24 protein-coding genes are annotated in these 23,360 nt (G+C 71.1%); 12 read left to right on the top strand and 12 right to left on the bottom strand.

Translation table 11 applies throughout. The features are described 5' to 3' along the window. Positions 1 to 8 precede the first annotated feature (8 nt). Both QSK36_RS37960 and QSK36_RS37955 read left to right on the top strand, forming a co-directional pair. Positions 9 to 434 (top strand): ATP-binding protein, encoded by a 426-nt coding sequence (locus QSK36_RS37960; RefSeq protein ID WP_182903663.1) that lies wholly within the window; start codon positions 9 to 11, stop codon positions 432 to 434. Beyond that, the gene (locus tag QSK36_RS37955; protein ID WP_139580371.1) at positions 434 to 1,234 is read left to right on the top strand and encodes an RNA polymerase sigma factor SigF; all 801 of its coding nucleotides are present in this window, start codon (positions 434 to 436) and stop codon (positions 1,232 to 1,234) included. The genes QSK36_RS37960 and QSK36_RS37955 overlap by 1 nt, the downstream gene beginning before the upstream one ends. Positions 1,235 to 1,342: 108 nt before the next feature. Here QSK36_RS37955 and QSK36_RS37950 read toward each other — a convergent pair whose 3' ends face one another. Next, the gene (locus QSK36_RS37950; protein WP_285785710.1) at positions 1,343 to 1,744 is read right to left on the bottom strand and encodes a hypothetical protein; all 402 of its coding nucleotides are present in this window, start codon (positions 1,742 to 1,744) and stop codon (positions 1,343 to 1,345) included. A gap of 87 nt (positions 1,745 to 1,831) precedes the next feature. Between QSK36_RS37950 and QSK36_RS37945 the strand changes: the two genes are divergently transcribed. Both QSK36_RS37945 and QSK36_RS37940 read left to right on the top strand, forming a co-directional pair. Then, the gene (locus QSK36_RS37945; RefSeq protein ID WP_183540832.1) at positions 1,832 to 2,824 is read left to right on the top strand and encodes a diacylglycerol/lipid kinase family protein; all 993 of its coding nucleotides are present in this window, start codon (positions 1,832 to 1,834) and stop codon (positions 2,822 to 2,824) included. A gap of 285 nt (positions 2,825 to 3,109) precedes the next feature. Next, entirely contained in the window at positions 3,110 to 3,364 is a 255-nt protein-coding gene (locus tag QSK36_RS37940; protein ID WP_139580373.1) for a WhiB family transcriptional regulator, read from the top strand. A 269-nt stretch (positions 3,365 to 3,633) separates the two neighbouring features. Here QSK36_RS37940 and QSK36_RS37935 read toward each other — a convergent pair whose 3' ends face one another. Then, positions 3,634 to 5,097 (bottom strand): sensor histidine kinase, encoded by a 1,464-nt coding sequence (locus QSK36_RS37935; RefSeq protein WP_285785709.1) that lies wholly within the window; start codon positions 5,095 to 5,097, stop codon positions 3,634 to 3,636. A gap of 68 nt (positions 5,098 to 5,165) precedes the next feature. On the opposite strand from QSK36_RS37935, the gene QSK36_RS37930 reads away from it, so the two are divergent. The 6 genes from QSK36_RS37930 (at position 5,166) to QSK36_RS37905 (ending at position 12,103) form a co-directional block, all read left to right on the top strand. Further along, positions 5,166 to 6,344: an 8-amino-7-oxononanoate synthase gene (locus QSK36_RS37930; protein ID WP_285785708.1), complete on the top strand. Its 1,179-nt coding sequence runs from the start codon at positions 5,166 to 5,168 to the stop codon at positions 6,342 to 6,344. Then, a complete protein-coding gene (locus QSK36_RS37925) occupies positions 6,341 to 7,069 on the top strand; it encodes a GntR family transcriptional regulator (protein WP_079316286.1) in 729 nt (242 codons plus the stop codon). Before QSK36_RS37930 ends, QSK36_RS37925 begins: the two co-directional genes overlap by 4 nt. Positions 7,070 to 7,446: 377 nt before the next feature. Continuing rightward, positions 7,447 to 8,169 carry a dethiobiotin synthase gene (gene bioD, locus QSK36_RS37920; protein ID WP_285785707.1) on the top strand — a complete coding sequence of 241 codons (723 nt, stop codon included), beginning with the start codon at positions 7,447 to 7,449 and terminating at the stop codon, positions 8,167 to 8,169. 34 nt (positions 8,170 to 8,203) lie between these two features. After that, positions 8,204 to 9,202 (top strand): biotin synthase BioB, encoded by a 999-nt coding sequence (gene bioB, locus QSK36_RS37915; RefSeq protein WP_285785706.1) that lies wholly within the window; start codon positions 8,204 to 8,206, stop codon positions 9,200 to 9,202. A 157-nt stretch (positions 9,203 to 9,359) separates the two neighbouring features. Further along, positions 9,360 to 11,006 carry an acetolactate synthase gene (locus QSK36_RS37910; protein WP_183540839.1) on the top strand — a complete coding sequence of 549 codons (1,647 nt, stop codon included), beginning with the start codon at positions 9,360 to 9,362 and terminating at the stop codon, positions 11,004 to 11,006. Positions 11,007 to 11,137: 131 nt separating this feature from the next. After that, entirely contained in the window at positions 11,138 to 12,103 is a 966-nt protein-coding gene (locus QSK36_RS37905; protein ID WP_285785705.1) for an aldo/keto reductase, read from the top strand. A 54-nt stretch (positions 12,104 to 12,157) separates the two neighbouring features. Here QSK36_RS37905 and QSK36_RS37900 read toward each other — a convergent pair whose 3' ends face one another. Together QSK36_RS37900 and bsaP are read right to left on the bottom strand one after the other, a co-directional pair. Continuing rightward, positions 12,158 to 13,870, bottom strand: a complete 1,713-nt coding sequence (locus tag QSK36_RS37900) for a serine/threonine-protein kinase (RefSeq protein ID WP_285785704.1) — start codon at positions 13,868 to 13,870, stop codon at positions 12,158 to 12,160. A 158-nt stretch (positions 13,871 to 14,028) separates the two neighbouring features. Then, complete coding sequence (gene bsaP, locus QSK36_RS43790; protein WP_502883426.1) at positions 14,029 to 14,211, bottom strand: biotin synthase auxiliary protein BsaP; 183 nt, start codon at positions 14,209 to 14,211, stop codon at positions 14,029 to 14,031. A 147-nt stretch (positions 14,212 to 14,358) separates the two neighbouring features. On the opposite strand from bsaP, the gene QSK36_RS37895 reads away from it, so the two are divergent. After that, positions 14,359 to 14,736: a thioesterase family protein gene (locus tag QSK36_RS37895; protein WP_079316282.1), complete on the top strand. Its 378-nt coding sequence runs from the start codon at positions 14,359 to 14,361 to the stop codon at positions 14,734 to 14,736. 14 nt (positions 14,737 to 14,750) lie between these two features. Here QSK36_RS37895 and QSK36_RS37890 read toward each other — a convergent pair whose 3' ends face one another. From QSK36_RS37890 to QSK36_RS37855, 8 genes are all read right to left on the bottom strand, one after another. Then, a complete protein-coding gene (locus QSK36_RS37890; RefSeq protein WP_139580382.1) occupies positions 14,751 to 14,963 on the bottom strand; it encodes a biotin/lipoyl-binding carrier protein in 213 nt (70 codons plus the stop codon). Between the two features lie 30 nt (positions 14,964 to 14,993). Continuing rightward, positions 14,994 to 16,328, bottom strand: coding sequence for an acetyl-CoA carboxylase biotin carboxylase subunit (locus tag QSK36_RS37885; RefSeq protein WP_285785703.1), 1,335 nt, complete (start codon positions 16,326 to 16,328; stop codon positions 14,994 to 14,996). A gap of 133 nt (positions 16,329 to 16,461) precedes the next feature. After that, the gene (locus tag QSK36_RS37880) at positions 16,462 to 17,751 is read right to left on the bottom strand and encodes an HD-GYP domain-containing protein (protein WP_285785702.1); all 1,290 of its coding nucleotides are present in this window, start codon (positions 17,749 to 17,751) and stop codon (positions 16,462 to 16,464) included. Continuing rightward, positions 17,748 to 19,103 (bottom strand): HD-GYP domain-containing protein, encoded by a 1,356-nt coding sequence (locus QSK36_RS37875; protein ID WP_183540847.1) that lies wholly within the window; start codon positions 19,101 to 19,103, stop codon positions 17,748 to 17,750. The genes QSK36_RS37880 and QSK36_RS37875 overlap by 4 nt, the downstream gene beginning before the upstream one ends. 310 nt (positions 19,104 to 19,413) lie before the next feature. After that, positions 19,414 to 20,331, bottom strand: a complete 918-nt coding sequence (locus QSK36_RS37870) for a hypothetical protein (RefSeq protein ID WP_285785701.1) — start codon at positions 20,329 to 20,331, stop codon at positions 19,414 to 19,416. 51 nt (positions 20,332 to 20,382) lie between these two features. Beyond that, positions 20,383 to 21,300 carry an NAD-dependent epimerase/dehydratase family protein gene (locus QSK36_RS37865; protein WP_183540851.1) on the bottom strand — a complete coding sequence of 306 codons (918 nt, stop codon included), beginning with the start codon at positions 21,298 to 21,300 and terminating at the stop codon, positions 20,383 to 20,385. Positions 21,301 to 21,453: 153 nt separating this feature from the next. Then, on the bottom strand, positions 21,454 to 21,720 hold the full coding sequence (rsrA, locus tag QSK36_RS37860) for a mycothiol system anti-sigma-R factor (protein WP_139580387.1): 267 nt from the start codon (positions 21,718 to 21,720) through the stop codon (positions 21,454 to 21,456). Then, the gene (locus QSK36_RS37855; RefSeq protein ID WP_142565707.1) at positions 21,717 to 22,358 is read right to left on the bottom strand and encodes a sigma-70 family RNA polymerase sigma factor; all 642 of its coding nucleotides are present in this window, start codon (positions 22,356 to 22,358) and stop codon (positions 21,717 to 21,719) included. Before QSK36_RS37855 ends, rsrA begins: the two co-directional genes overlap by 4 nt. 249 nt (positions 22,359 to 22,607) lie before the next feature. Between QSK36_RS37855 and QSK36_RS37850 the strand changes: the two genes are divergently transcribed. Then, positions 22,608 to 23,348: a class I SAM-dependent methyltransferase gene (locus QSK36_RS37850; protein WP_183540854.1), complete on the top strand. Its 741-nt coding sequence runs from the start codon at positions 22,608 to 22,610 to the stop codon at positions 23,346 to 23,348. Positions 23,349 to 23,360 lie beyond the last annotated feature (12 nt).

Below are 23,360 nucleotides of genomic sequence, written 5' to 3'. Positions count from 1 at the left end.
GGAGGAACGTGACCGAGGAAACCGAGACGCCTGCGGTGGATCTTGCCGGGATTCGCGATGCTGTGAGTGTCCGGCTGCCCGCCGTGAGCGCCTACCTGTCCGTGCTGCGCACGGCAACCGCCGGGCTCGCCGCACGGCTCGACTTCACCCTCGACCAGATCGAGGACCTGCGCATCGCCGTCGACGAGGCGTGCGCCATGTTGCTGCGGCACGCCGTGCCCGGAACGGACCTCCTCGCGGAGTTCGAGCTCACGGGCCAGGAGATGACGGTTCGCGTCGAGGTCAACACGCTCGGCGTCAGCTCGCCCAACCGGGAGGACTTCGCCTGGATGGTGCTGACCGCGCTGGCCGACGACGTGGACGCCATCTCCGATCACGCCGACCACCTGGCGATCGTGCTGCGTAAGCGCCGGAGCACGGCGAGGCCGTCGTGATGACGGAAAGGACGAGTGCGATGACCTCCGGCGACTCGGCGGTGCCGGACCGCGTACGCGCGCGCACACTCTTCGCCGAGCTGTCGGAGCTTCCGCCGGACGACCCGAGGCGCCAGCGCATCCGCGACGAGCTGGTCGAGCTCCACCTGCCACTGGTGGAGTACCTGGCCCGCCGCTTCCGCAACCGGGGCGAGTGGCTCGACGACCTCACGCAGGTCGCGACGATCGGTCTGATCAAGTCGATCGACCGTTTCGACCTCGCACGCGGCGTGGAGTTCTCCACGTACGCCACCCCGACCATCGTCGGCGAGATCAAGCGGCACTTCCGCGACAAGGGCTGGGCGGTCCGCGTGCCGCGCCGGCTGCAGGAGCTGAAGCTCTCGCTCACCAAGGCGATAAGCGAGCTGTCGCAGCGGGAGAGCCGGGCGCCCACGGTCGCCGAGCTCGCCGCCCACCTGGGCATGAGCGAGGAGGAGGTCCTGGAGGGCCTGGAGTCGGCCAACGCCTACTCCACCGTGTCGCTCGACGCGCCGGACTCCGGCGACGACGACGCTCCCGCCGTGTCCGACTCTCTCGGCATCGTGGACGAGTCGCTGGAGGGCGTGGAGTATCGCGAGTCGCTCAAGCCGCTGCTCGAGCGCCTGCCTCCACGTGAGAAGCGGATCCTGCTGCTGCGTTTCTTCGGCAACATGACGCAGTCGCAGATCGCCACCGAACTGGGTATCTCGCAGATGCACGTGTCCCGGCTGCTCGCCCGGACCCTGGCCCAGCTCCGCGAGGGCCTCACCGCCGAGGACTGATCGTCCGGCAGCCCGGACGGCGGGACGATCAGTGACGGACGACCGCGACGCCGCGCTCCCCCCGGCGGCGCCCGGTCATTGGCCGGTGCCTGCCCCGGTGCCTTCTGCTCAGCGCGCGCCGTCCTCGCCCATGAGGGCGTGGGTGGAGGCCGGCGCGAGCAGCGCGACCAGGGCGACCGCCGCCGCGGCGATGAGCGGGATGCCGAACGCGTACTGCGCGGACTGGATGAGGCTGATCGCCACCGGAAGCGCGAATATCTGCGTCACCACGGCCGGGCCCCGGCTCCAGCGCAGCACCTGCCACACGCCCCAGGCCACCCAGAACAGCAGGGCGCCGCCGAGCACGCCGAACCCGGCCACCGCGATGCTGGTGACCATGTCGGTGGGTTTGCCGATCACGGTCTCGACGCCGACATAACCGCCCAAGACGAGGGCGAGCAGGCCCTCCGCCGCCAGGACGGCGGCGGCCACGGTCAGTGTGCCGGGGCGGCCGACGGAACTGCTGATCACAACGCCCAACCCTACCCGCAGATACGTTCGCCTCCTCGAGTAGGCGTCACCCGGCACGAGCGGTAAACCGTTCGTTAACCTTCAGGCATGCGGGCACTCCTCCTCGTCAATCCCAAGGCGACCTCGACGCACCGGCGTACCCGGGACGTGCTGATCCGGGCGCTCGGCGCCGCCGTCGACCTATCGGTCGAGGAGACCGCCTACCGCGGCCACGCGACCGCGCTCGCCGCCACCGCGCACGCCAAGGGCTTCGACGCCGTCGCGGTCCTCGGCGGCGACGGCACGATCAACGAGACCGTCAACGGCCTTCTGGACGCCCGGCCCACCGGCGGCGCGAGCGAACGGCCCGCGCTCATCGTGATCCCCGGGGGCAGCGCCAACGTCTTCGCCCGCGCCCTCGGGCTGCCCAACAACCCGGTCGAGGCGACCGGCGCCGTTCTGGAGGCGCTACGTGAAGGACGCCGCCGGACCATCGGATTGGGACAGGCAATTTGGCACGACGAGGTTTCGGGCCCGGACCCGGGGGCAGATGCGCCACCTGACCAGAGAAGGTCTAGATATTTCACATTTTGTGCTGGGCTGGGATACGACGCCGAGGTCGTCCGAGCCGTGGAGGGCCTGCGGAGCGCGGGGCATCGCGCGCTGCCCGCTCTCTACGTGAACACGACGATCCGCCACTTCTTCGTGACGGACCGCCGACGGCCGGCGATCCGGCTGACGCGTCCCGGCCGGCCGACAGAGGATGGGATCTTCATGGCGATCGTGTCCAACACGTCGCCGTGGACATACGCCGGCACACGTCCGATCAACCCGACGCCGTGGGCCGGTTTCGAGACGGGGCTCGACATGCTCGGGCTCCGGAGGATGACCCTGCCGACCGTGCTCGCGTTCGTCCGGCAGATCATCGGCGAACACCGGGGATTGCCGCGCGGTAAACACCTCGTTCAGATCCATGACGAGGCCGAGTTCACCCTCTACGCCTCCCGCCCGGTCGCCTTCCAGCTCGACGGCGACTACCTGGGAGAACACGAGTGGGTGATCTTCCGTGCAATCCCGGACGCGTTACAAGTACTCGTCTAGCCTGTTACATGTAGTCATAGTGTGACGCATCCGACAGCCACGACGGGCAAAACCTTGTCCCAAACCTCTTGTGTGGTGTTGGAACGGCTGAAAAGCTGAACACGACGTCGGAACGTAGGACCTTTACGGAGACCACCGCCTCCGTAAGGAGCCCCGGCGATCACGCGGACGAGCCCGGCCCCCACCCAGGATCCGGGTGATCGTTCGCATCAGCTAGTGAAAGAGTTCACAAAGTTGACGGCCAGAGGAGCCACGGAGGCTCCACTTGACGAAGGAGTGGAACGCATGGACTGGCGCCACCGCGCTGCCTGCCGTGACGTGGACCCCGAACTGTTCTTCCCGATCGGGAACACTGGTCCGGCGCTCATGCAGATCGAAGAGGCCAAGCAGGTATGCCGGCGATGCACGGTCGTCGAGTCCTGTCTCAAGTGGGCCCTCGAGTCGGGCCAGGACGCCGGAGTCTGGGGCGGCCTCAGCGAGGATGAGCGTCGCGCCCTCAAGCGCCGTACGGCCCGCGCCCGCGCCCGCGCCGCCGTCTGACTCCCCCGCCGCACGCGAACGCCTTCGGTGGATGCCTGCCATGGCATTCACCGATTCGCGGGGAATCGGAGCCAGGCCAGGACGGCCGCGTAGCCTCCCGCCCATAGGGCCGTCTGTCCACCAACGCATCGCGTCCACTATGGCATCCCCCACACTGGTCTCGCACAGCGGGACCCCCTGTGGAGCGTCCCGCGAGCCCAAGGCCCTGCGGGAGACCGATGCCCCTGTGGGACACAGGCCCTGGGGGAGCCCGAGGCCCCTGCGGGAGATCAGCCCGACTGCACCGGGATGCTGAGGCTGACCTCGGTGCCGCCGCTGTCTCTCCTGGCCACGCCCAGGCGGCCCGACAGTTCGCCGACGACCAGCGTACGGACGATCTGAAGACCGAGGCTTCCCGTGGCTTCCAGGTCGAAGTCCTCGGGCAGGCCCTTGCCGTCGTCGGCCACGGTGAACTCCAGCCGGTCGGCGTCGCGGGAGACGAGGATCTGGACGTTCCCGGAGGAGTGGGCGAACCCGTGCTCGACCGCGTTCTGCAGCAACTCGGTCAGCACCATGGCGATGGGGGTCGCGACCGCGGCGGGCAGCACGCCGAAGCTGCCGACCCGCTTGATCGTCACCTGCGCGACCGCCACCTCCGCCGTCATCGCGATGACCCGGTCGGCGATGTCGTCGAACTCGACCATCTCCTCCGGCATCTGGGCGAGGATCTCGTGGACGATCGCGATCGAGCCGACCCGCCGTACGGCCTCGTTCAGCGCCTCCTGGCCCTCCGGGTTGTTCAGCCGGCGCGCCTGGAGCCGCAGCAGCGCGGCCACCGTCTGCAGGTTGTTCTTGACCCGGTGGTGGATCTCGCGGATCGTCGCGTCCTTGGTGAGCAGTTCCCGCTCGCGCCGCCGCAGCTCGGTCACGTCGCGGATCAGCACCAGCGCGCCGATGCGGCCACCACCGACGATCAGCGGGATCGCCCGTAGCTGCACGACCGTGCCGCCGTTCTCCACCTCGGTCTCCCGGGGGGCCCGCCCGCTGGCGACGACCATCAGGTCCTCGTTGATCGGCTCGTCGGAGTAGCACAGGTTGGCGGTCGTCTTCCCCAGGTCCGCCCCCACGAGGTCGGCGTGCAGGCCGAGCCTGCGGTAGGCCGACAGCGCGTTGGGCGAGGCGTAGGTGACCCGCCCGGCCTTGTCCAGGCGGAGCAGGCCGTCGCCCACCCGGGGCGACCTGACCAGGATCGGCTCCTCCTCCGCGAAGGGGAACCTGCCCTCGGCCACCATCTGCGCCAGATCGGACGCGCTCTGCAGGTAGGTCAGCTCCAGGCGGGACGGGGTGCGCGCCGACGACAGGTTGGTCGAGCGCTGGATGACCCCGATGATCGGGCCGTCCTTGCCCCGCCGCACCGGGATCGTCTCCTCGCGCACCGGCACGCCGCTGGACCAGTCGGGGTCGCCCTCCCTGCAGATGCGGTGCTCGGCCCAGGCCACGTCGATCAGCGGCCGCTCCCCGGTGGGGATGGACATGCCCACGACGTCGTCGTGGTAGACGGTGGGGCCGGTCGTAGGCCGCATCTGGGCCACCGCCACCCACCTCGTGCCGCTCTGGTCGGGGACCCACAGTATGAGGTCGGCGAACGACAGATCGGCGAGCAACTGCCAGTCCGAGACCAGCGAGTGGATCCAGTCGACGCCGGCGGAATCGAGTGCGGTGTGGCGCGACACCAGGTCGCTGAGAGTCGGCACGAGTGCATGATGCGCCGCCGTCCGGGTCGAAAGCGAATCGACCATCGCCACCTGGCAAGATGCACCTCATGACAGGGCCGCTGGACAGACTGCGCGCGGCCGCCGCCGAACGGGAGGCGGCGGGCCTGCGCCGCACCCTCCGCCCGCGCACGCCCGACCACGACGGCCTGCTCGACCTGGCCTCCAACGACTACCTGGGGCTCTCGCGGGACGGGAGGCTCGTCGAGGCGGCCGTACGGGCCACCCGGGAGTGGGGGGCGGGCTCGACGGGCTCACGTCTGGTCACCGGCTCCACCCGGCTCCACGCCGAGCTGGAGAACCGGCTCGCGGCGTTCGCCGGAGCGGCCGGGGCCCTGGTGTTCTCCTCGGGCTACCTCGCCAACCTCGCCGCGGTCGCCGCCCTCGGCCGGGGCGGCCTGATCGTCTCGGACGCGGGCAACCACGCCTCGATCGTGGACGCCTGCCGGCTGTCGCGGTCGCGGGTCGTGGTCACGCCGCACGGGGACGCGGAGGCGGTGGACAAGGCCCTCGCCGAGCGTGCCGAGGAGCACGCCCTCGTCGTCACCGACGCCGTCTTCTCCGTCGACGGCGACCTGGCGCCGCTGCGCGCCCTGCACGAGGCGGCCGTACGGCACGGCGCGCTGCTGGTGGTGGACGAGGCCCACGCGCTCGGCGTGGTGGGCGACCACGGCAGGGGCGCGGTGCACGCGGCGGGCCTCGCCGGATCTGCGGACATTGTGAGAACCGTCACGTTGTCGAAGTCCCTGGGCTCCCAGGGCGGCGCCGTCCTGGGTGCCCCCGAGGTGATCGGCACGCTCGTGGACACCGGCCGGTCCTTCATCTTCGACACCGGCCTCGCACCGGCCTGTGCCGGTGCCGCCCTGGCCGCTCTCGATATCCTGGAAAGCACCGCTGACCTGCCCGGACATGCTCGACTGAGAGCCAGGGAGCTGGCCGCGCTGGCCCGCGGGCTCGGCCTGGAGACGGCCGATCCGGCGGCCGCCGTCGTGCCGGTCGTGCTCGGCTCGCCCAGGCTCGCCCTGTCAGCGGGAGCCCTGTGTGCGGAACTCGGGGTCCGCGTGGGATGCTTCCGCCCACCATCGGTGCCTCGGGGCCGGTCCTGTCTGCGGTTGACCGCGAGGGCCGATCTGAGGTCCGATGATCTCGCGGTGGTCCGGGGTGCGCTCACCGCTGTGGCCGAGTTGACGATGTTGCCTGAGTTGGGCGAGTTGAGGGTGGACAGGTGACGGAGCACAGCGAGGACTCTCCCCGGGTTCCGAAGTACTACGACGTGAAGCGCAGTCTTCTGGAGCTCACCAAGAGCCTGCCCGCGGGCAGCGCGCTCCCGCCCGAGCGCACTTTGGCGGTGCGCTTCGAGACCTCCAGGACGACGGTCCGGCAGGCGCTGTCGGAGCTCGTGGTCGAGGGGAGGCTGCTGCGCATCCAGGGCAAGGGCACGTTCGTCGCCCAGCCCAAGGTCGCCCAGGTCCTCCAGCTCACCTCCTACACGGGTGATCTGCGCACGGTCGGCCTGGAGCCGGACACCAAGATCCTCGACATCAGCTACATCACGGCCGACGAGGCGCTCGGACGGCGGCTGGCCATCAACCCCGGCGGCCGGGTCCTGCGGATCCACCGCCTGCGCCTGGCCAACGGCGAGCCGATGTCCATCGACACCACGCACCTGTCCGCCCGCCGGTTCCCCCGCCTGCGGCGCGAGCTGGAGGTGCACTCCTCGCTGTACGAGACCCTGCACAACGCCTACAACGTGCGGCTGACCGACGCCGAGGAGGTCATCGAGACCGTGCTCGCCACGCCGTACGACGCGCAGGTGCTGGGAGTAGACGTCGGCCTGCCCATGCTGCTGCTGACCCGGCACGCCTTCGACGCCGACGGCAACCCCGTCGAGTACGCCCAGTCGCTCTACCGCGGCGACCGCTACAAGTTCGTCACCCGCCTCCGCCGCCCCTGACGGCCCAAGGCCCCGAGAGCGAAGCGGGAAAACACCGAGCGAGCCGAGGGGCGCGCCGCCAATCTGGACTGAGGAGCGCGCGGGAGCGAAGCGACCAGAGCGCGACGAGGGAAGATGGCGGATATAAGCGCCCCGACAGCGAAGCGGGAAAACACCGAGCGAGCCGAGGGGCGCGCCGCCAATCTGGACTGAGGAGCGCGCGGGAGCGAAGCGACCAAGCGCGACGAGGGAAGACACGGCCTGAAGGCGCCCTGAGCAGCCGAGCGGAGCGAGGCGAAGGAACACAGCGACCAGAGCGCGACGAGGGAAGTGCCCATGGCGCGCCTCCGGCACGACATGGCGGATATAAGCGCCCCGACAGCGAAGCGGGAAACACAGTGAGCATTCTCGTTGTGACCGGGACGGACACCGGGGTCGGCAAGACGGTGGTGACGGCCGCACTCGCCGTTCTGGCCAGGGAGCGGGACGCGACGGTCGCGGTGGTGAAGCCGGCGCAGACCGGGGTGGCGGCGGGGGAGCCCGGAGACCTCGACGAGGTGATCCGCCTGTCGGGGGTGACGACGACCTTCGAGATGACGCGGTATCCCGACCCGCTCTCCCCCGCCGCGGCGGCCCGCGTCTCGGGCATGCCGCCGCTGTCGCTCGCATCGGCGGCGGCGCGGATCGCGGAGCTGGCAGAGTCGCACCGGCTGGTGCTCGTCGAGGGTGCAGGGGGCCTGCTGGTCCGCTACGACGAGGAGGGCGGCACGCTCGCGGACCTGGCGCGGCGGCTGCACGCCCCCGTCCTCGTGGTGGCGCGCGCCGCGCTGGGCACGCTCAACCACACGGCGCTGACGCTCGAGGCCGTGGCGGGCCGGGGCCTCGACCTGGCGGGCGTGGTGATCGGGTCCTGGCCGGCCGATCCGGGGCTCGCCGAGCGGTCGAACGTCGCCGATCTGGAGATGCTCGCCGCCCGGCCGCTGTCGGGCGCGCTGCCGGAGGGCGCGGGCGCGCTCGATCGGGAGGCGTTCGCCCGCGCCGCCCGCGCCGGACTCGCTCCCACCCTCGGCGGCATGTTCGACCCGGCCAGATTCCGCTCGACCCTTAAGCTGCCCCTGTGACAGGAGTGCCGCCGAGGACCGACGGGAGTGCCGCGTGAGGACCGACATCCTGGAGATCGCCCGCGTTCAGGTTCTGGACGAGGGCAGGGGCCTCGACGCGGCCCAGGCGCTCGAGTGCCTGACGCTGCCGGACGAGCGCCTGCCCGACCTGCTCGCGCTGGCGCACGAGGTGCGGATGAAGTGGTGCGGTCCCGAGGTCGAGGTGGAGGGGATCGTCTCGCTCAAGACCGGCGGCTGCCCTGAGGACTGCCACTTCTGCTCGCAGTCCGGCCAGTTCTCCTCTCCGGTGCGCGCGGCCTGGCTCGACATCGCCTCGCTCGTCCGGGCGGCCGTCGAGACGGCCGCGACCGGGGCGACGGAGTTCTGCATCGTCGCGGCCGTACGCGGACCCGACCGGCGGCTGATGGACCAGGTCCGCGAGGGCGTGAAGGCGATCCGCGAGGCGGTCGACATCAACGTGGCCTGCTCGCTCGGCATGCTCACCCAGACACAGGTGGACGAACTGGCCGAGATGGGGGTCCACCGCTACAACCACAACCTGGAGACCGCCCGGTCGCACTTCCCCCACGTGGTCACCACGCACACCTGGGAGGAGCGCTGGGACACCTGCCTCATGATCCGGGAGGCGGGGATGGAGCTGTGCTGCGGCGGCATCGTCGGCATGGGAGAGACCCTGGAGCAGCGGGCCGAGTTCGCCGCCCAGCTGGGCGAGCTGGAGCCCGACGAGGTGCCGCTCAACTTCCTCAACCCCCGCCCGGGCACGCCGTTCGCCGACCAGCCCCTCGTCGAGGGCACCGAGGCGCTGAAGACGATCGGCACGTTCCGCCTCGCCCTGCCGCGCACGATCCTGCGGTACGCCGGGGGCCGCGAGCTGACCCTGGGCGACCTCGGCACGAGGGACGGCATGCTGGGCGGCGTCAACGCCATCATCGTCGGCAACTACCTGACCACCCTGGGCCGCGCGCCCGAGCGCGACCTGGAGCTGCTCGCCGACCTCAAGATGCCCGTCAAGGCGCTCTCCCAGACCCTCTGACGCGGTCGGCGGGCGATCGGATGGAATCCCAGTCCGCGAGGGCGGAGTAGCCGCGGCGACACCGGGCATCAGCGGGAGTGACCGAGGTTCTCCTGTGGCTGGAGGGCATTGGCCGCCCATCTGTTCCGGTTACTGACCGACTGGTAGGTTTCACCCTATGGAGTCCCCCAAACACGCAGGCGACATCGCCGTCGCCGTCTCCCAGGCCTACGGCGTGGACACGATGTTCACGCTGTCCGGTGGGCACGTCTTCCCCTTGTACGACGGGGCCGTCCATCAGAACATGCGCATCCTGGACGTGCGCCACGAGCAGAGCGCGGTGTTCGCGGCCGAGGCGACGGCCCGGCTGACCCGGCAGCCCGGCCTCGCCGTGCTCACGGCCGGCCCCGGCGTCACCAACGGCGTCTCGGGGGTCGCCACCGCCCACTTCAACGGCTCCCCGGTCGTCGTGCTCGGCGGGCGCGCCCCGCGCTCACGGTGGGGCTCCGGGGCCCTGCAGGAGATGGACCATCCGCCGCTGTTCGAGCCCATCACCAAGCTCGCCTTCACCGGGTCGGGCGCGGACTCCATCGGGCAGGACGTCGAGATGGCCTTCCGCACCGCCCTGGCCCCGCATCGCGGCCCGGTGTTCCTGGACTTCCACATGGACGACCTGTTCTCCCCGTCGCCCGAGTACGTCTCCGAGACGCTGACCCCGTCGCCGCTGGAGCCCGACCCCGAGGCCCTCGCCGGCATCGCGAGGCTGCTCGCCGAGGCCGAGCGCCCGGTGCTGGTGCTCGGTTCGGACGTCTGGATGGAGCGCGCCGAGGAGGCCGCGCGGGACTTCGCCGAGGAGTGGCGCCTGCCCGTCGTCCCCAACGGCCAGGGCCGGGGCATCCTGCCCGCCGGGCACGAGCTGCTGGTCACCCGCGCCCGTGGCGCCGCCTTCGGCCAGGCCGACCTCGTCATCGTGGTCGGCACTCCGCTCGACTTCCGCCTCGCGTACGGCTGGTTCGGCGGCAAGGAGGGCGCGCCGCTCGCCAGGGTCGTCCACATCGCCGACGCGCCCTCCCAGCTCGCGACGCACACCGGTCTGTCCGGGTCGGCCGCCGGCGACCTGTCGGTCATCTTCTGGGGGCTGTCCGCGGCCTGCGGGACCGCCGGAGTGAGCCCCAAGGCGTACGAGCCGTGGGTGAGCAGGCTGAGCGAGGCCGCGGCGGCGGCGACCGCCGGGGACGCGGCCCTGCTGGAGTCCGACGCCGACCCGATCCATCCGATGCGCATCTACGGCGAGCTGAACAAGGTGCTCGCCGACGACGCGGTCGTCATCGGCGACGGCGGCGACTTCGTCTCCTACGCCGGCAAGTACGTCGAGCCGCGCCGGCCCGGCAACTGGCTCGACCCCGGCCCGTACGGCTGCCTCGGCACCGGGCTCGGCTACTCCATCGCGGCGCGTCTGGCGAGGCCGTCGTCACAGGTCGTGCTGCTGCTCGGCGACGGCGCGGCGGGCTTTTCGCTGATGGACGTCGACACGCTGGTCCGCCACCGCCTGCCGGTCGTCATGATCTGCGGCAACAACGGCATGTGGGGCCTGGAGAAGCACCCCATGCAGATGCTGTACGGCTACGACGTGGCGGCCGAGCTCCAGCCGCAGTGCCGCTACGACCAGGTCGTCACCGCACTCGGCGGCGGCGGGGAGCTCGTCACGTCGCCGGCGGAGATCGGCCCGGCGCTGCGCCGCGCCTTCGACTCCGGCGTGCCCTATCTGGTGAACATCGCCACCGACCCGGCCATCGCCTACCCGCGCAACACGACCGGCGTGTGACCGCGCGTACGGCTCCGCCCGTGACACCCGGGCGGAGCCCGGCGGTCATCCCGCCGATCCCGTACAACCTGTAGACGGCTTGACGACCGCATCGTGATCACCCTGTCCGCCGACTGTGCTAGGACGGATGAGTGCGATACGTCCGCCTGGGATCTTCAGGCCTGAAGGTGTCGAGAGTCGCGCTGGGCATGATGAGCTACGGCGCCCCCTCGGCACTCTCGTGGAGCCTCGACCGGGACCGCGCCGAGCCGATCGTCCGGCGCGCGGTCGAGGCCGGCGTCACCTTCTTCGACACGGCCGACATGTACGGCGACGGCGCCAGCGAGAAGGTGACCGGCCGCCTGCTGCGCGCACTGTTCGCCAGGCGCGACGACTACGTGCTGGCCACCAAGGTCTACTACCCCATGGGGCCGGGCCCCAACGACGGCGGGCTGTCGCGCAAGCACATCATGTCGGCCGTCGACGCCTCGCTCACCCGTCTCGGCACCGATCATATCGACCTCTACCAGGTCCACCGGTGGGACGCGGAAACCCCGATCGAGGAGACGATGGCGGCCCTCGACGACCTGGTCCGAGCAGGCAAGGTGCGCTATGCCGGCGCCTCCCTGATGTACGCCTGGCAGTTCGCCAAGGCCCAGCACGCCGCCGAACGTCACGGTCTCACCCGGTTCGTGTCCATGCAGACTCGCTTCAACCTCCTGTATCGAGAGGAGGAACGCGAGATGCTGCCGCTGTGCGCGGATCAGCGGGTGGGTGTCCTGCCCTACAGCCCGCTGGCCCGGGGCGTCCTGGCCGCCACCGGCCCCCGCGACACCGACCGGGCGGCGGCGGAGCGCGGCAGGTCCCGCTTGACCGACGGCGACGACGCCGTCATCGGCGCGCTGCGCGCGATCGCCGCCGAGCGTGGCCTGCCACCCGCCCAGATCGCGATGGCGTGGACGCTCGCCCACCCGGCGGTTTCCGCGTCGATGGTGGGAGCCACCAGAATCGGTCATGTGGACGACGCCGTCGCCGCCGTCGACGTGGCGCTCACTCCGGAGGAGAAATCCAGGCTGGAGGAGCACTACCGCCCCCGCGCCCCGTACGGCCACACATGACGAGCCGCCGGACAGCCCGGTGACGTCAACCCGCGAAGGCCCGCCTCGCCTGCCTCAGGACGTCGCGGGAGTGCGGGTCAAGGCCGGGCTGGGCGACGGACTGGGCGAGGGGGACGGGCACGTCTTCTTCACCGTGAACGTGACCGTCGTGCCCTCCTTCACGAGCGTGTTCGCCGCCGGTTTCTGGCTGACGACCACTCCCTTGCACTCCTCCGGGCCCTCGTAGGCGGGTTTCGGGGTGAGACCCAGCATGTTGAGCCGCGCCAGCGCGGAGCTCTCGGGCAGGCCCTTGAGCTGGGGCACCTTGATCATGCCCTCGGTCGAGGTCGGCGAGGGCGTCGGCGATGCGGTGCGGCTCGGCGACGGGCTGGGAGTCGGGCTCGGCGTGGGGCTCGGCTTCCTCTTGGTCGGGCTCGGCCGCGACACCGGCACATCCTGGGAGGGCTTCGTGGAGGGCCGCGAGACGGCCCGCGTCGGCGACGGTGTCGCCGACGGGGTGATCAACGTCAGGGACGGAGCGGGCGACTCTTGGGTTGTGGACCCGGCCGAGGCCATGTTGATGCCGAGGACGGCCAGACCGCCGACGACGGCGAAGCCCGCCACCCCGGCCGCGACCGGCATCCCCCGGCCCCGCTTGGACCGCTGCGCCGCGCGCCGCGCCGTACGGGAGCCCTGCTGCGGGGAGGCGACGGTCGCCGGCGGCACGGCCGGGGCGTCGTTCCAGGACTCTCGCGTGACACGGTAGGTGGCACCGGTGGCCGGGAGGGCCTCCGGCCCGCCCTGGTAGGGGCCTGCCTGGGTGGTCGCGCCCGTGGGCGCGGGCGGGACCCCCATGCCCGTGGCGGCCGGGACCCCGGTGACGCCCTGCGGACCGTACCCCCCTCCGGCGAGGCCCTGCGGGCCGTAGGCGGGCGCGGCGTCCGGGACCACGGTGCCGGGCATCCCGGCAGCGGGAGACAGCACCGACTGCCGGGCAGCCTGGCTCATCGCGGCGGCGGACGGCCAGCGGCGGGCCGGGTCCTTCGACATCGCCCGTTCGACGATGGCCCGGATGGCGGGCGGCACGTCCGGCGGCAGCGGCGGCGGCTCCTCGCGGATGTGCTTGAGCGCGATCGTCACCGGCGAGTCGCCGTCGAAGGGACGCTGCCCGGCCAGGCACTCGTACGCCACCACGCCCAGCGCGTAGATGTCGACGGCGGGCGTGACCGGAGCGCCCTCGGCCTGCTCCGGCGCGCAGTAGGCCGCGGTGCCGAGCACCATGCCGGCGTCGGTGAGGCGGCTGCCCTGGTCGGCGCGGGCGATCCCGAAGTCGGTCAGCACCAGCGTGCCGTCGGACCGCACCAGCAGGTTGCCCGGTTTGACGTCCCGGTGCACGATCCCCCGCTCGTGCACGGCCTGGAGGGCGGAGGCCGCCTGTGCGATGAGTTCCATCGCAGGCTCGGCGCCGATGCGGCCGAGGCGGGTCAGCAGCCGGTCGAGAGGCTCGCCGTCGACGAACCGCATGACCAGGTACGCGGTGGAGCCGTCGCCGGGGACCTCGGTGACCCCGTAGTCGTAGACGTCGACGACGCCGGGGTGGTTGACGGTCGCCATCGCCCGGGCCTCGCCCTGGAAGCGCACGGCGAACCCGGGGTCGTCGAGACGACCGGGGAGAAGCACCTTGACGGCGACGGTGCGCGCGAGGACGGTGTCCTCGCCGCGCCATACCTCGCCCATGCCCCCGGCGCCGAGCCGGGCGTCCAACCGGTAACGCCCAGCCAGGGTCATGCCTTGGGCCACCATTTGCGCCCCGTACCCCCTAAGTGAATCGACCCCCGAAGGTGTCCAACAAAGCAGGTTCGTGTCGCGGGTAGATAACGACAAGTTAACGGAACCCTGTACGCGAAAGGGATCCAGGCTCGGGGATCGAAGGTCGAGCCTACCTGTTATCCGCCCGTACTACCGTGCACCGAGCACCGTGCCGTCCAGTTCCTGGGCGTGACCTGAACGACCATGCGGCGGCGGCAGTGCGGGCAGTAACGCGGTGGCTCCATCGCCCTGGCGGCCAGGCAGGCCGCGTGATCACCGTTTCCGGCCGAACGGCCGCAGTGATCGCAGTAGAGGTCCACAGTGCACCACCCTAACCGCTGCCCGCCTCCGCCGCCTGGAAAGCATCATGGAGTCCCCGCTGCCAATTAAGACGCTTCCCGGCCCCTTTTAGTTGCCTGGCAATCTCCACGGGCGTCGGGGAATGACGACCCAATAGGCTGACCCGCATGAGTGTTGCTCCAGGTCTGCGCGCCGAGGTCCTCATCATGGTGGAGCGCGAGGACACGGCGATCCGGGTCGGCAGCGGCGACGTGCCGGTGCTGGGCACGCCGCGGCTGCTGTCGTTCGCCGAGGGAGCAACGGTCAAGGCCGTCCAGCATCACCTGGAGCCGGGGCAGACCACGGTGGGGACCAGGGTGCTGATCGAGCACCGTCTGCCCAGCCCGGTCGGGATGCACGTCGAGATCGGCGTCGAGCTCACGGAGGTGGACGGCAGGCGGCTCGTCTTCTCCGTCAGGGCCGTCGACAAGACCGGAGCCCTGGTCGCCACGGGCACGATCGAGCGGGTCGTCGTCGACCGGGAACGGTTCCTCTCCCGTCTTTGAACGTCCGGCCCGCTCTACTCGATGACGGCGATGACGTCTCCCTCCTGGACGACGTCGCCCTCCTGCACGTGAAGCTTCGAGATGGTCCCGGCGTCCTCGGCGAGGACGGGGATCTCCATCTTCATCGACTCCAGGATCACAAGGGTGTCGCCCTCCTCGACGACCTCGCCCTCGCTCACGACGATCTTCCAGACGTTCGCCACCATCTCGGCGCGCACCTCGGCCACCCGGGAACTCCCCTCAAATAATCCAGCAGATCAGGCTTTTCTCATCCGGGAGACCAGCCCGGTGTCATAGTTCCCGCTCACGAACTCGGGATGGTCGAGCAACTCGGCGCAGAACGGCAGGTTGTGCTTCGGGCCCTCGATGCGGAACCCGGCGACGGCCTCCCGGCCCCGCTCCAGCGCCTCCTCGCGGGTGGCACCGGTGACGCAGAGCTTGGCCATCAGCGGATCATAGAACGGCGTGACGGTGTTGCCCGCCGCGTACCCCGAATCGATGCGCACCCCCTCGCCCCCCGGCTCCTCCCATACACCGATCTTGCCAGGGCCGGGCAGGAACCTGCGGGGGTCCTCGGCGTAAACGCGGAACTCGATCGCGTGGCCGCTCACCCGCGGCTCGACGGAGTAGACCTCGCCGGCCGCGACACGGATCTGGTGCTCCACGAGGTCGAGGCCGGTGACCAGTTCGGTGACGGGGTGCTCCACCTGGAGCCGGGTGTTCATCTCCAGGAAGACGAAGTCCTGGGCGTCCGCGTCCACCAGGCACTCCACCGTGCCCGCACCGCGATAGGACACGGCCTCCCCCGCCCGTACGGCCGCCGCGAGCATCCGCTCGCGCAGCTCCGGGGTCACGCCGGGGGACGGGCTCTCCTCCACGACCTTCTGGTGGCGCCGCTGGACCGAGCAGTCGCGCTCGCCCAGGGCGACCACGGTGCCGTCGGCGAGGCCGAGGATCTGCACCTCGACGTGCCTGGCCCGCTCGATGTAGCGCTCGAGCAGGATGGCCGGCTCGCCGCCGAAGCGGGCGGCCGCGCGGCAGGCCTGCTCGAACGCCTTGGCCAGCGACTCGTCGTCGCGCGCCACGCCCATGCCGATGCCGCCGCCCCCGCCGGCCGCCTTCACCATCACGGGGAACCCGATCTCCTCGGCGGCCCGCCGGGCCTGCGCGAGGTCGGAGACCGGCTCCCTGGTCCCGGCGGCGACCGGCACGCCCGCGGCCTCCATCAGGTTGCGGGCGTTGATCTTGTCGCCCATCTGCTCGATGGCCTTGCGGTTCGGGCCGATCCAGACGAGCCCGGCCTCGATCACCGCACGGGCGAACCCGGCGTTCTCCGCGAGGAACCCGTATCCGGGGTGGACCGCCCGCGCTCCCGTCGCACGGGCGGCCTGGAGGACCTTGTCGACGTCGAGGTAGCTCTGAGCGGGGTTCGCGGGGCCGAGGAGCACGGCGTCGTCGGCCTCACGTACGAACGGCAGATCGGCGTCCGCCTCGGAGTGGACCGCGACGGCGCGCAGCCCCATGCCCCGCACCGTACGGATGATCCGGCGGGCGATTTCGCCGCGGTTGGCCACGAGAACTGAGTCGAACACGCACCCAACTCTAGGGTGATCCCCCGCTCCGTCCCCCCGCCCGTTCCGACTGAACGCGGGGGCCGAATCTGTAGGGTCGCCACAACACCGACGGACCCGGCGTGCCGTTGAAGGCGTTTCGATGCTACGTCTGCTACAAGCGCGTGACGAGCACGAGCCGGTCGACGACGCGCGCCATCGCCTCCACCACTCCGGGGTCGTAGGCCGACCCGCCGTCGAGGCGCAGCCGCTCCAGAGCCGCCGCCGCGCGGTCCCTGTCGGTCGAGCCGCCCACGAGGTCGTCGTACGCGTTGGCGGCCTTGATGATGCGGCTGGCCATCGGCGGGGACTCGGCGAGCGTGTCGCACTGCCGCCGGACGATCTCCGCGACGCCGTGGAGGACGCCGGTCTTCCTGATCACCTCGGCGCCCAGCTCGGCGATCCGCCGCGCCTGCGCGGGGTCGGCCAGCACGGTCGCGCCGCCGGGGATCGGGTCGCGCAGCGAGAGCTGGCCGATGTCGTGCATGAGCGCGGCGTACTCCAACTCGAGCAGCTGCGGCTCCGCCATGCCCAGCTCCCGGCCGATGCCGACCGACAGCTGGCTGACGCGGCGCGAGTGGCCCGGCTCGACGTACCCCCCGACCTCGGTGACCCGGCTCAGCGCGCGCACGGTCTGCAGGTAGGTCGCCCGGATGCCGGCGTACTTGCGGAACGCCACCTGCGTGACGAGCAGCGGCGCGGCGAACGCGGGCAGCGCGGTCATGTCCATGCTGTGCGAGGCGAGCGCGAGCAGGATGCCCGACGCCGCGACGGCGGCGCCGAGCGGCGCGGCCATCCTGATCTCGTCCCGTACGGCCACGACGAACGCTGTCCTGACCTGGTCGGCCCTGAGCATGGCCGCGATCACCACGTCGGCCGCGAGCATGACCGTGACGAGCACCGCCATCACGCCGAGCGCCGGCCACCAGTTCCCGTGCCGGTCGGCCGTGTCGCGCGCGAGCTCCCCCAGCGGGCCGGCGAGCGGCCGGTAGGCGAAGGCGAGCAGCGACCCGGCGAGCAGCCGCCGGGCCATCGCGTCGAGACGCGGCGGCCGGCCGACCGCCAGGTGCGGCAGCCCGCCCGCGATCATGCCGACCGACATCACCGCCACGACCTGCAGGGCCGAATGGTGCGCCGGCCGTCCGCCCACGTCGAGCAGCAGGGCGTATCCGAGGGAGGCGGCGGTGGAGATCGGGGCGACCTCGCGGTTGCCGGGCATCGTGAGCCGGGCCAGCTCTCCGGCGGCGATGAGCGCGCCGAACCCGATGGCGACCCGCGGATCGGTCAGGCCCTCCGCCGCGGTGTGGGCGATCCCCGCCACGGTCAGCATCCCGGCGGCGCAGATGAGCAGGAGCTGGCCCGAGTCGAGCCCCACCGGCCTGGCCGTCAGCCGACGCTCCCTCACCGCTCCGACACCACCTGGATGGGCGTCGTCGGGTCGTCGTGGTCCTTCACCGTGGTCTCCACGGCGGCGTCGTCCGGCGGGACGGGCACCGGCTGCGCCAGGTCCCAGCCGTGCCGGTCGAGCGCCTTGACGAACGCGCACACCATGTCGGGGTCGAACTGGGTTCCGGCGTTCTTGCGCAGCTCGGTCACCGCGAACTCGATCGACTTGGCCTTGCGGTAGGAGCGGTCGGAGGTCATGGAGTCGAACGCGTCGGCCACCGCGATGATCCGGGCGAACTCGGGGATCTCCGAGCCGGCCAGGCCCATCGGGTAGCCCTTCCCGTCATGTCGTTCATGGTGGTGCATGATCCCGGCGAACGCCTCGTCGAGGAAGTCGATGCCCCGCACGATCTCCAGCCCGCGCATCGGGTGGAGCTGGATCGCGGCGTACTCCTCCTCGGTCAGGCGGCCGTCCTTCTGCAGCACCTTGGTCGGCACGCCGAGTTTGCCCACATCGTGGAGCATGCCCGCGTACCGGATCGCGCGCAGCCGCTCGGTGCCCATCCCGATCTCCTCAGCGATCATGGAGGAGGCCGCGGAGACCCGCGTGCAGTGGCCGCGCGTGTAGTAGTCCTTCGTCTCCACCGCCTGGCACAGCGCCGCGATCGTCGCGTCGTACGCCCGATGCTCGGCGTGGTAGTGCCCCAAGGCCCACCGGGCCACGAACAGCGGCAGCAGCACGAGCACGGCCGAGATCGACTGCACCGTCGACCACAGGGCCGCGATCAGCAGTCCGAAGGTGGCGAAGCCGACGTAGGAGCTCAGGAACTGCACCATCGCGCGGAGCGAGACCTGGTCTTTGTGCACCGCGGACGCCAGCCTCAGGATGACCGCGGTCAGCGCGAAGTTGACGGCCACGAAGACCACCGTCGCCGCGGCGTACGGCACGAGGATGCCCGGGAAGTCGGCCGGCTCGGGCAGCTCGGCCCGTCCGCCCGTGCTCTCGTAGGCCCATCCGGCGGCGTACCCGCACAGGGCGTACTGCGCGCCGTTGAACAGCCGTTTCACCATCGGCAGGCCGGGGCGCACGCTCACGACCGCGGCCAGGCCGACCAGGGCCGCGCCCTCCGGGCCGACGAGCACCACGGCGGCCAGCGCGGCGGAGAAGCTCACCGACACCGCGACGTGCGGCACGTTGAGCAGCGTCGGCACCGACTCGCAGAGCAGGAAGAGCAGCGCCAGGACGAGAAGCGCCGACCAGTCCTCCGCCACGAGCCCGTGATGCGCGAGGAGACCGCGCGTGATCACGAGACCGGCGGTTCCGACGAGTGCGACGAAGTAGACCCTGGCGGGCCACGGAAGTTCCCGCATGGCGGCCACCTTGAATGCGGATCGGACCCGTGGGCCGGCCCTGCCGGACCGGCCCACGGGCAGTGACTACGTCCAGGAGATCCCCGGGGTGCCGGCCGCGAGACCGGCCAGAGCCACCACCGGAGTGAGCAGCGCCAGCGCCACTATCAGCCTGACGACGGTCTTCCCAAGCATTGCGCCGCCTCCACGTCGATGTCGCACTCAGGCTACAGAAGGGCCGACTGCCGGTCCGGGATGTCGCGACCATCGCAGCCAAACCGTAACCAAGCCATCACACGGCGTGCAATTGCACCGGTTTGTCAGTGCCTTCTCACGGGACGAGCCGGGCCATCAGCCGACGAACGTCGTCGTCCACGTCGGCCTGGAGCATGCCGTTGTCGACGCTCGGCGTGCAGCCGTACCGGATGTGCACGCCCGCGGGCGGCCCCTCCTCGTAGCCGAACACGAGCCGATAGTCGTCACCCACCGCCGACGCGCCTCTCCCACGGCACGTGCGATCGCTCGGCACGGTGTCCAGGTCGTTGAGCGCCGCCGCGAGTTCCCGCGCCGCCGCCACGCCGTGCTCGCGCCGGGGCGGCCACTTCACGTTCCCGCCGCGGCACACCAGGACCCACCGCGGATCCCCCGGAATCATGCTGTCCTGCTGTCCACGCCGGTCGCCGCCGCCCCGGCAGGGGTCGTCCGGCCGGGAGATCCGCCACGTCCCCTCCCGGTAGGCGGCGGTCAGGGCCTTCCCGACGTACGAGCGGGTGCGGACCGTGCCGTTCGTCGTCGAGACGCAGGAGTTGACCTCCTCGGCGCTGCCCACCCACAGCGCCGAGCCGTCGGCGTACGCGAACCGCACCAGGTAGTTCGTCATCGGCCCGCCCATCGCCGTACAGAGCCCGTCGGCGTCTTCGGTGGTCACCGGCAGGTACGCGAGGTCGCGGGCCATCGCCGCCGCCTGGTCCGTCAGCGTCCGCGACCCGGCAAGCCGTTCGCCGCCCGGATCCATGTTGACGCCGGGATAGGCGCAGATCAGCGCCCGGACGGGCGAGCCGGGCACCAGCGTCTCGTCCGCGCCGTCCACATCCACGGCGGCCGGCACCCAGCCGCCGATGCCCTCGCCGCCCCAGCGCTGCGGGCACGCGTCCGGCACCGCCCTCGGCTCTGGAGCGCACGCGGCCGGTACGGCTCCCGCGCACACGGCGACGGCGGCGACGAGGACGGCGGTCCGGCGCGAACGCATCACACTGCTGAGACGTCCCGCCATGTGCGGCGGTTCAACCGGCGCACGCGATCAGACGAGCGCCTGGCGGGCCCATTCGACGGTGGCCTTGAGGCCCGTGGGCAGGTCGTGCCGGGGACGCCAGCCGAGGGCCTCGTACGCCGGGGCGGGGTCGACGGCCATCGCGGGGAGGTCGCCCATGCGAGGAGGCTCGAAGCGGGGCTCGTCCGGCGCTCCGGCCGCCGCGGCGATCAGGCTGTGCAGCTCACGGTCGGTGGTCTGGACGCCGGTGCCGAGGTTGACACGGCGGCCGTCGCCGTGGGGCCCGCAGGCGCGGGCGAAGCCGTCCACCACGTCCTCGACGAAGACGTAGTCGCGCGTCTGGGAGCCGTCGCCGTACACGACCGTGGGCTTTCCCGCCAGCAGGGCGTCGGTGAAGATGGCGACCACCCCGGCCTCGCCCTCGGGCGACTGGCGCGGCCCGTAGACGTTCGACAGCACGAGCGTGGTGTATTCGAGCCCGTGCAGCGCCCGGTAGGTGGCGAGGTACAGCTCGCCGCCGAGTTTGGAGGCGGCGTACGGCGAGCGGGGATCGGTGGGGGCGTCGCCCGGGACGGGAATCACGGCCGGCCTGCCGTAGACGGCGACCGAGGACGAGTAGACGACCTTGCGGGCCCCGGCGCGGCGGGCGGCCTCCAGGACGTTCACCGTGCCCTCGACGTTGATCCCGGCGTCGGTCACCGGGTCGGCCACGCTCCTGCGCACGCTGATCTGCGCGGCGAGGTGACAGACGACCTCCGGCCGCCAGCGTTCGGCGAGCTCCGCGAGCGCCGGGTCGCGCACGTCCATGACGTGGAGGGGGGCGTCGGGGTTGCGCACGTGGCCGGACGACAGGTCGTCCACCACCGCGACCTCGTGGCCGTCCCCCAACAGCCGATCGACGAGGGTCGATCCGATGAACCCCGCCCCGCCCGTGACCAGTGCCCGCATGTCCCCGCCCTTCCCGGCCTGTAACGGAAGATCCTAACGAGCATTGCCCCGGCACGGCCCGATCACGCCCCCCACGATGGAGGCGCGCCTCGCGGGGGCAGGATGCGGCGAATGGCCGTGCCACCCGGCCGTCGCCCCCTCGGAACCGCCGAACTAGTCGGCCATCTCGGCGCGTACCTGCTCGATCCGGGTGAGCACCTTGCTGCGCAGATCCTGCGGGACAGGGTCGCACCCGCAGTGTTTGGCCACGAGCCGCTTGACGGCCTCCTCGAGGCCGTACTCCTCCAGGCAGGGAGAGCACTCGTCGAGGTGCTTCCTTATCTCGGAGATGCGGTCGCTGTCCAGCTCACCGTCCAGGTAGGTGTACACCCGGTCGAGCACCTCGCTACACGGGGTGTCGTGGTGGTTCCCGCAGCTCATCGCTCCTCCTCGCCAAGCGTCCCGCCGAGACCCGCACCGCGGGAGTCCGACCGCACGAGGCCGCGATCGCGCGCGTAGTCCTCGAGCTGGTTGCGCAGCTGCCGGCGGCCCCGGTGGAGGCGCGACATCACGGTCCCGATGGGCGTGCCCATGATCTCGGCGATCTCCTTGTACGGGAAGCCCTCAACGTCCGCCAGATAGACGGCGATGCGGAACTCCTCGGGGAGCGCGGCGAGAGCGTCCTTCACGTCGCTGTCGGGAAGGTGCTCGAGCGCCTCGATCTCGGCCGACTTCAGCCCGCTGGACGTGTGCGACTCCGCCCGGGCGAGCTGCCAGTCCTCGATCTCCTCGGTGCCCGCCTGCTTGGGCTCCCGTTGCTTCTTCCGGTAGCTGTTGATGAACGTGTTGGTGAGGATGCGGTAGAGCCAGGCCTTGAGGTTCGTCCCCTCCTGGAACTGGTGGAAGGAGGCGAACGCCTTGGCGAAGGTCTCCTGCAGGAGATCCTCCGCATCCGCTGCGTTTCGGGTCATCCGGAGCGCGGCCGAGTACAGTTGGTCGAGAAACGGCATGACGTCGCGCTCGAACCGCTCGCTGCGCTGCTCCAGAGTCTCCTCGGCTGTCTTGGAGACCGGACCCACCCCCTTAAGGACACCGTACCCAGCCGAGGATACCGGCCCGGCAACGTCCAGCCCGTCGAGGCCTTCTGGCAGCACCAACGTCTTCATGCCCAACTGCAACAGGGCGGGCGTAGAGTCTGTTCCCGGTGCAGATTGAGGTGACGAACGACCCGGTGCGGGGAAAAAAGCAAGCACCGGCTTGGTAGCCCGGAAACCGAGTTTCGCTGCCGCACGCCCAGGCGCGGGGCAGCCAGAGTCCAGGAGCCGCTCGTGCTGCCTATACCGGCCAACGAACTCAACGGCTCGGGCACACTCGGGCCGTACTGGACCTTTTATCACGCGGTCGTCGCCGAACAGCTGCGCCAGTGGCTGCCCGGCCGCCCCTCCCTCCTGCTGGACCTGTCCGGCGGACGGGGGCGCTGGCCGGCCCAGGCGGCGCGCGCCGGTCACCGGGTGATCGAGGTCATGGACTTCCGCAGGCCGGCGGAACCGTGGTTGCGCGACGCCTCCGACCGCATACAGAAGGTGCGCGCCGACGACCTCGGCTTCCTGCCCGACGGCTGCGTGGACGGCGTGATCGCCGAGGAGCGCGTGCTGTCGGTCGAGATCATGGCGGAGTCCGTCATCGAGGACGTGGCCCGGGTGCTGCGGCCCGGCGGGCGCGCGCTGCTGTGCGTCGACTCGCTGGTCCTCGGGATGGCGATCCTGGCCGAGCAGAACTACTGGGCGCACCTGTGCCAGACGGGCGAGGTCATGCTCATCCCCTGGCCCGACGGCAGCATCACCCGCTGCTTCACCAGTCAGCAGATACGCGAGCTGATCACCGGCGCCGGCCTCGAGGTGGAGTGGGTGCGCCCGCGCACCGTGCTGTCCCCCTCCACCGTCGACCACGTGCTGAGCTCGGAGAGCAAGTCGCTGTCCTGGCTGGTCCGCACCGAGCTCGAGACCCAGGCCGACGGCGACGACACGGTCGGCATCCACCTGGTGGCCAGCGCCCGCAAGCCGATGTGAACGCTCTCCAGA

The sequence above is a fragment of the Microbispora sp. NBRC 16548 genome, from assembly GCF_030268985.1.
Taxonomy (GTDB): Bacteria; Actinomycetota; Actinomycetes; order Streptosporangiales; family Streptosporangiaceae; genus Microbispora; species Microbispora catharanthi.
This window is presented reverse-complemented; position numbering and strand designations above follow the sequence as displayed.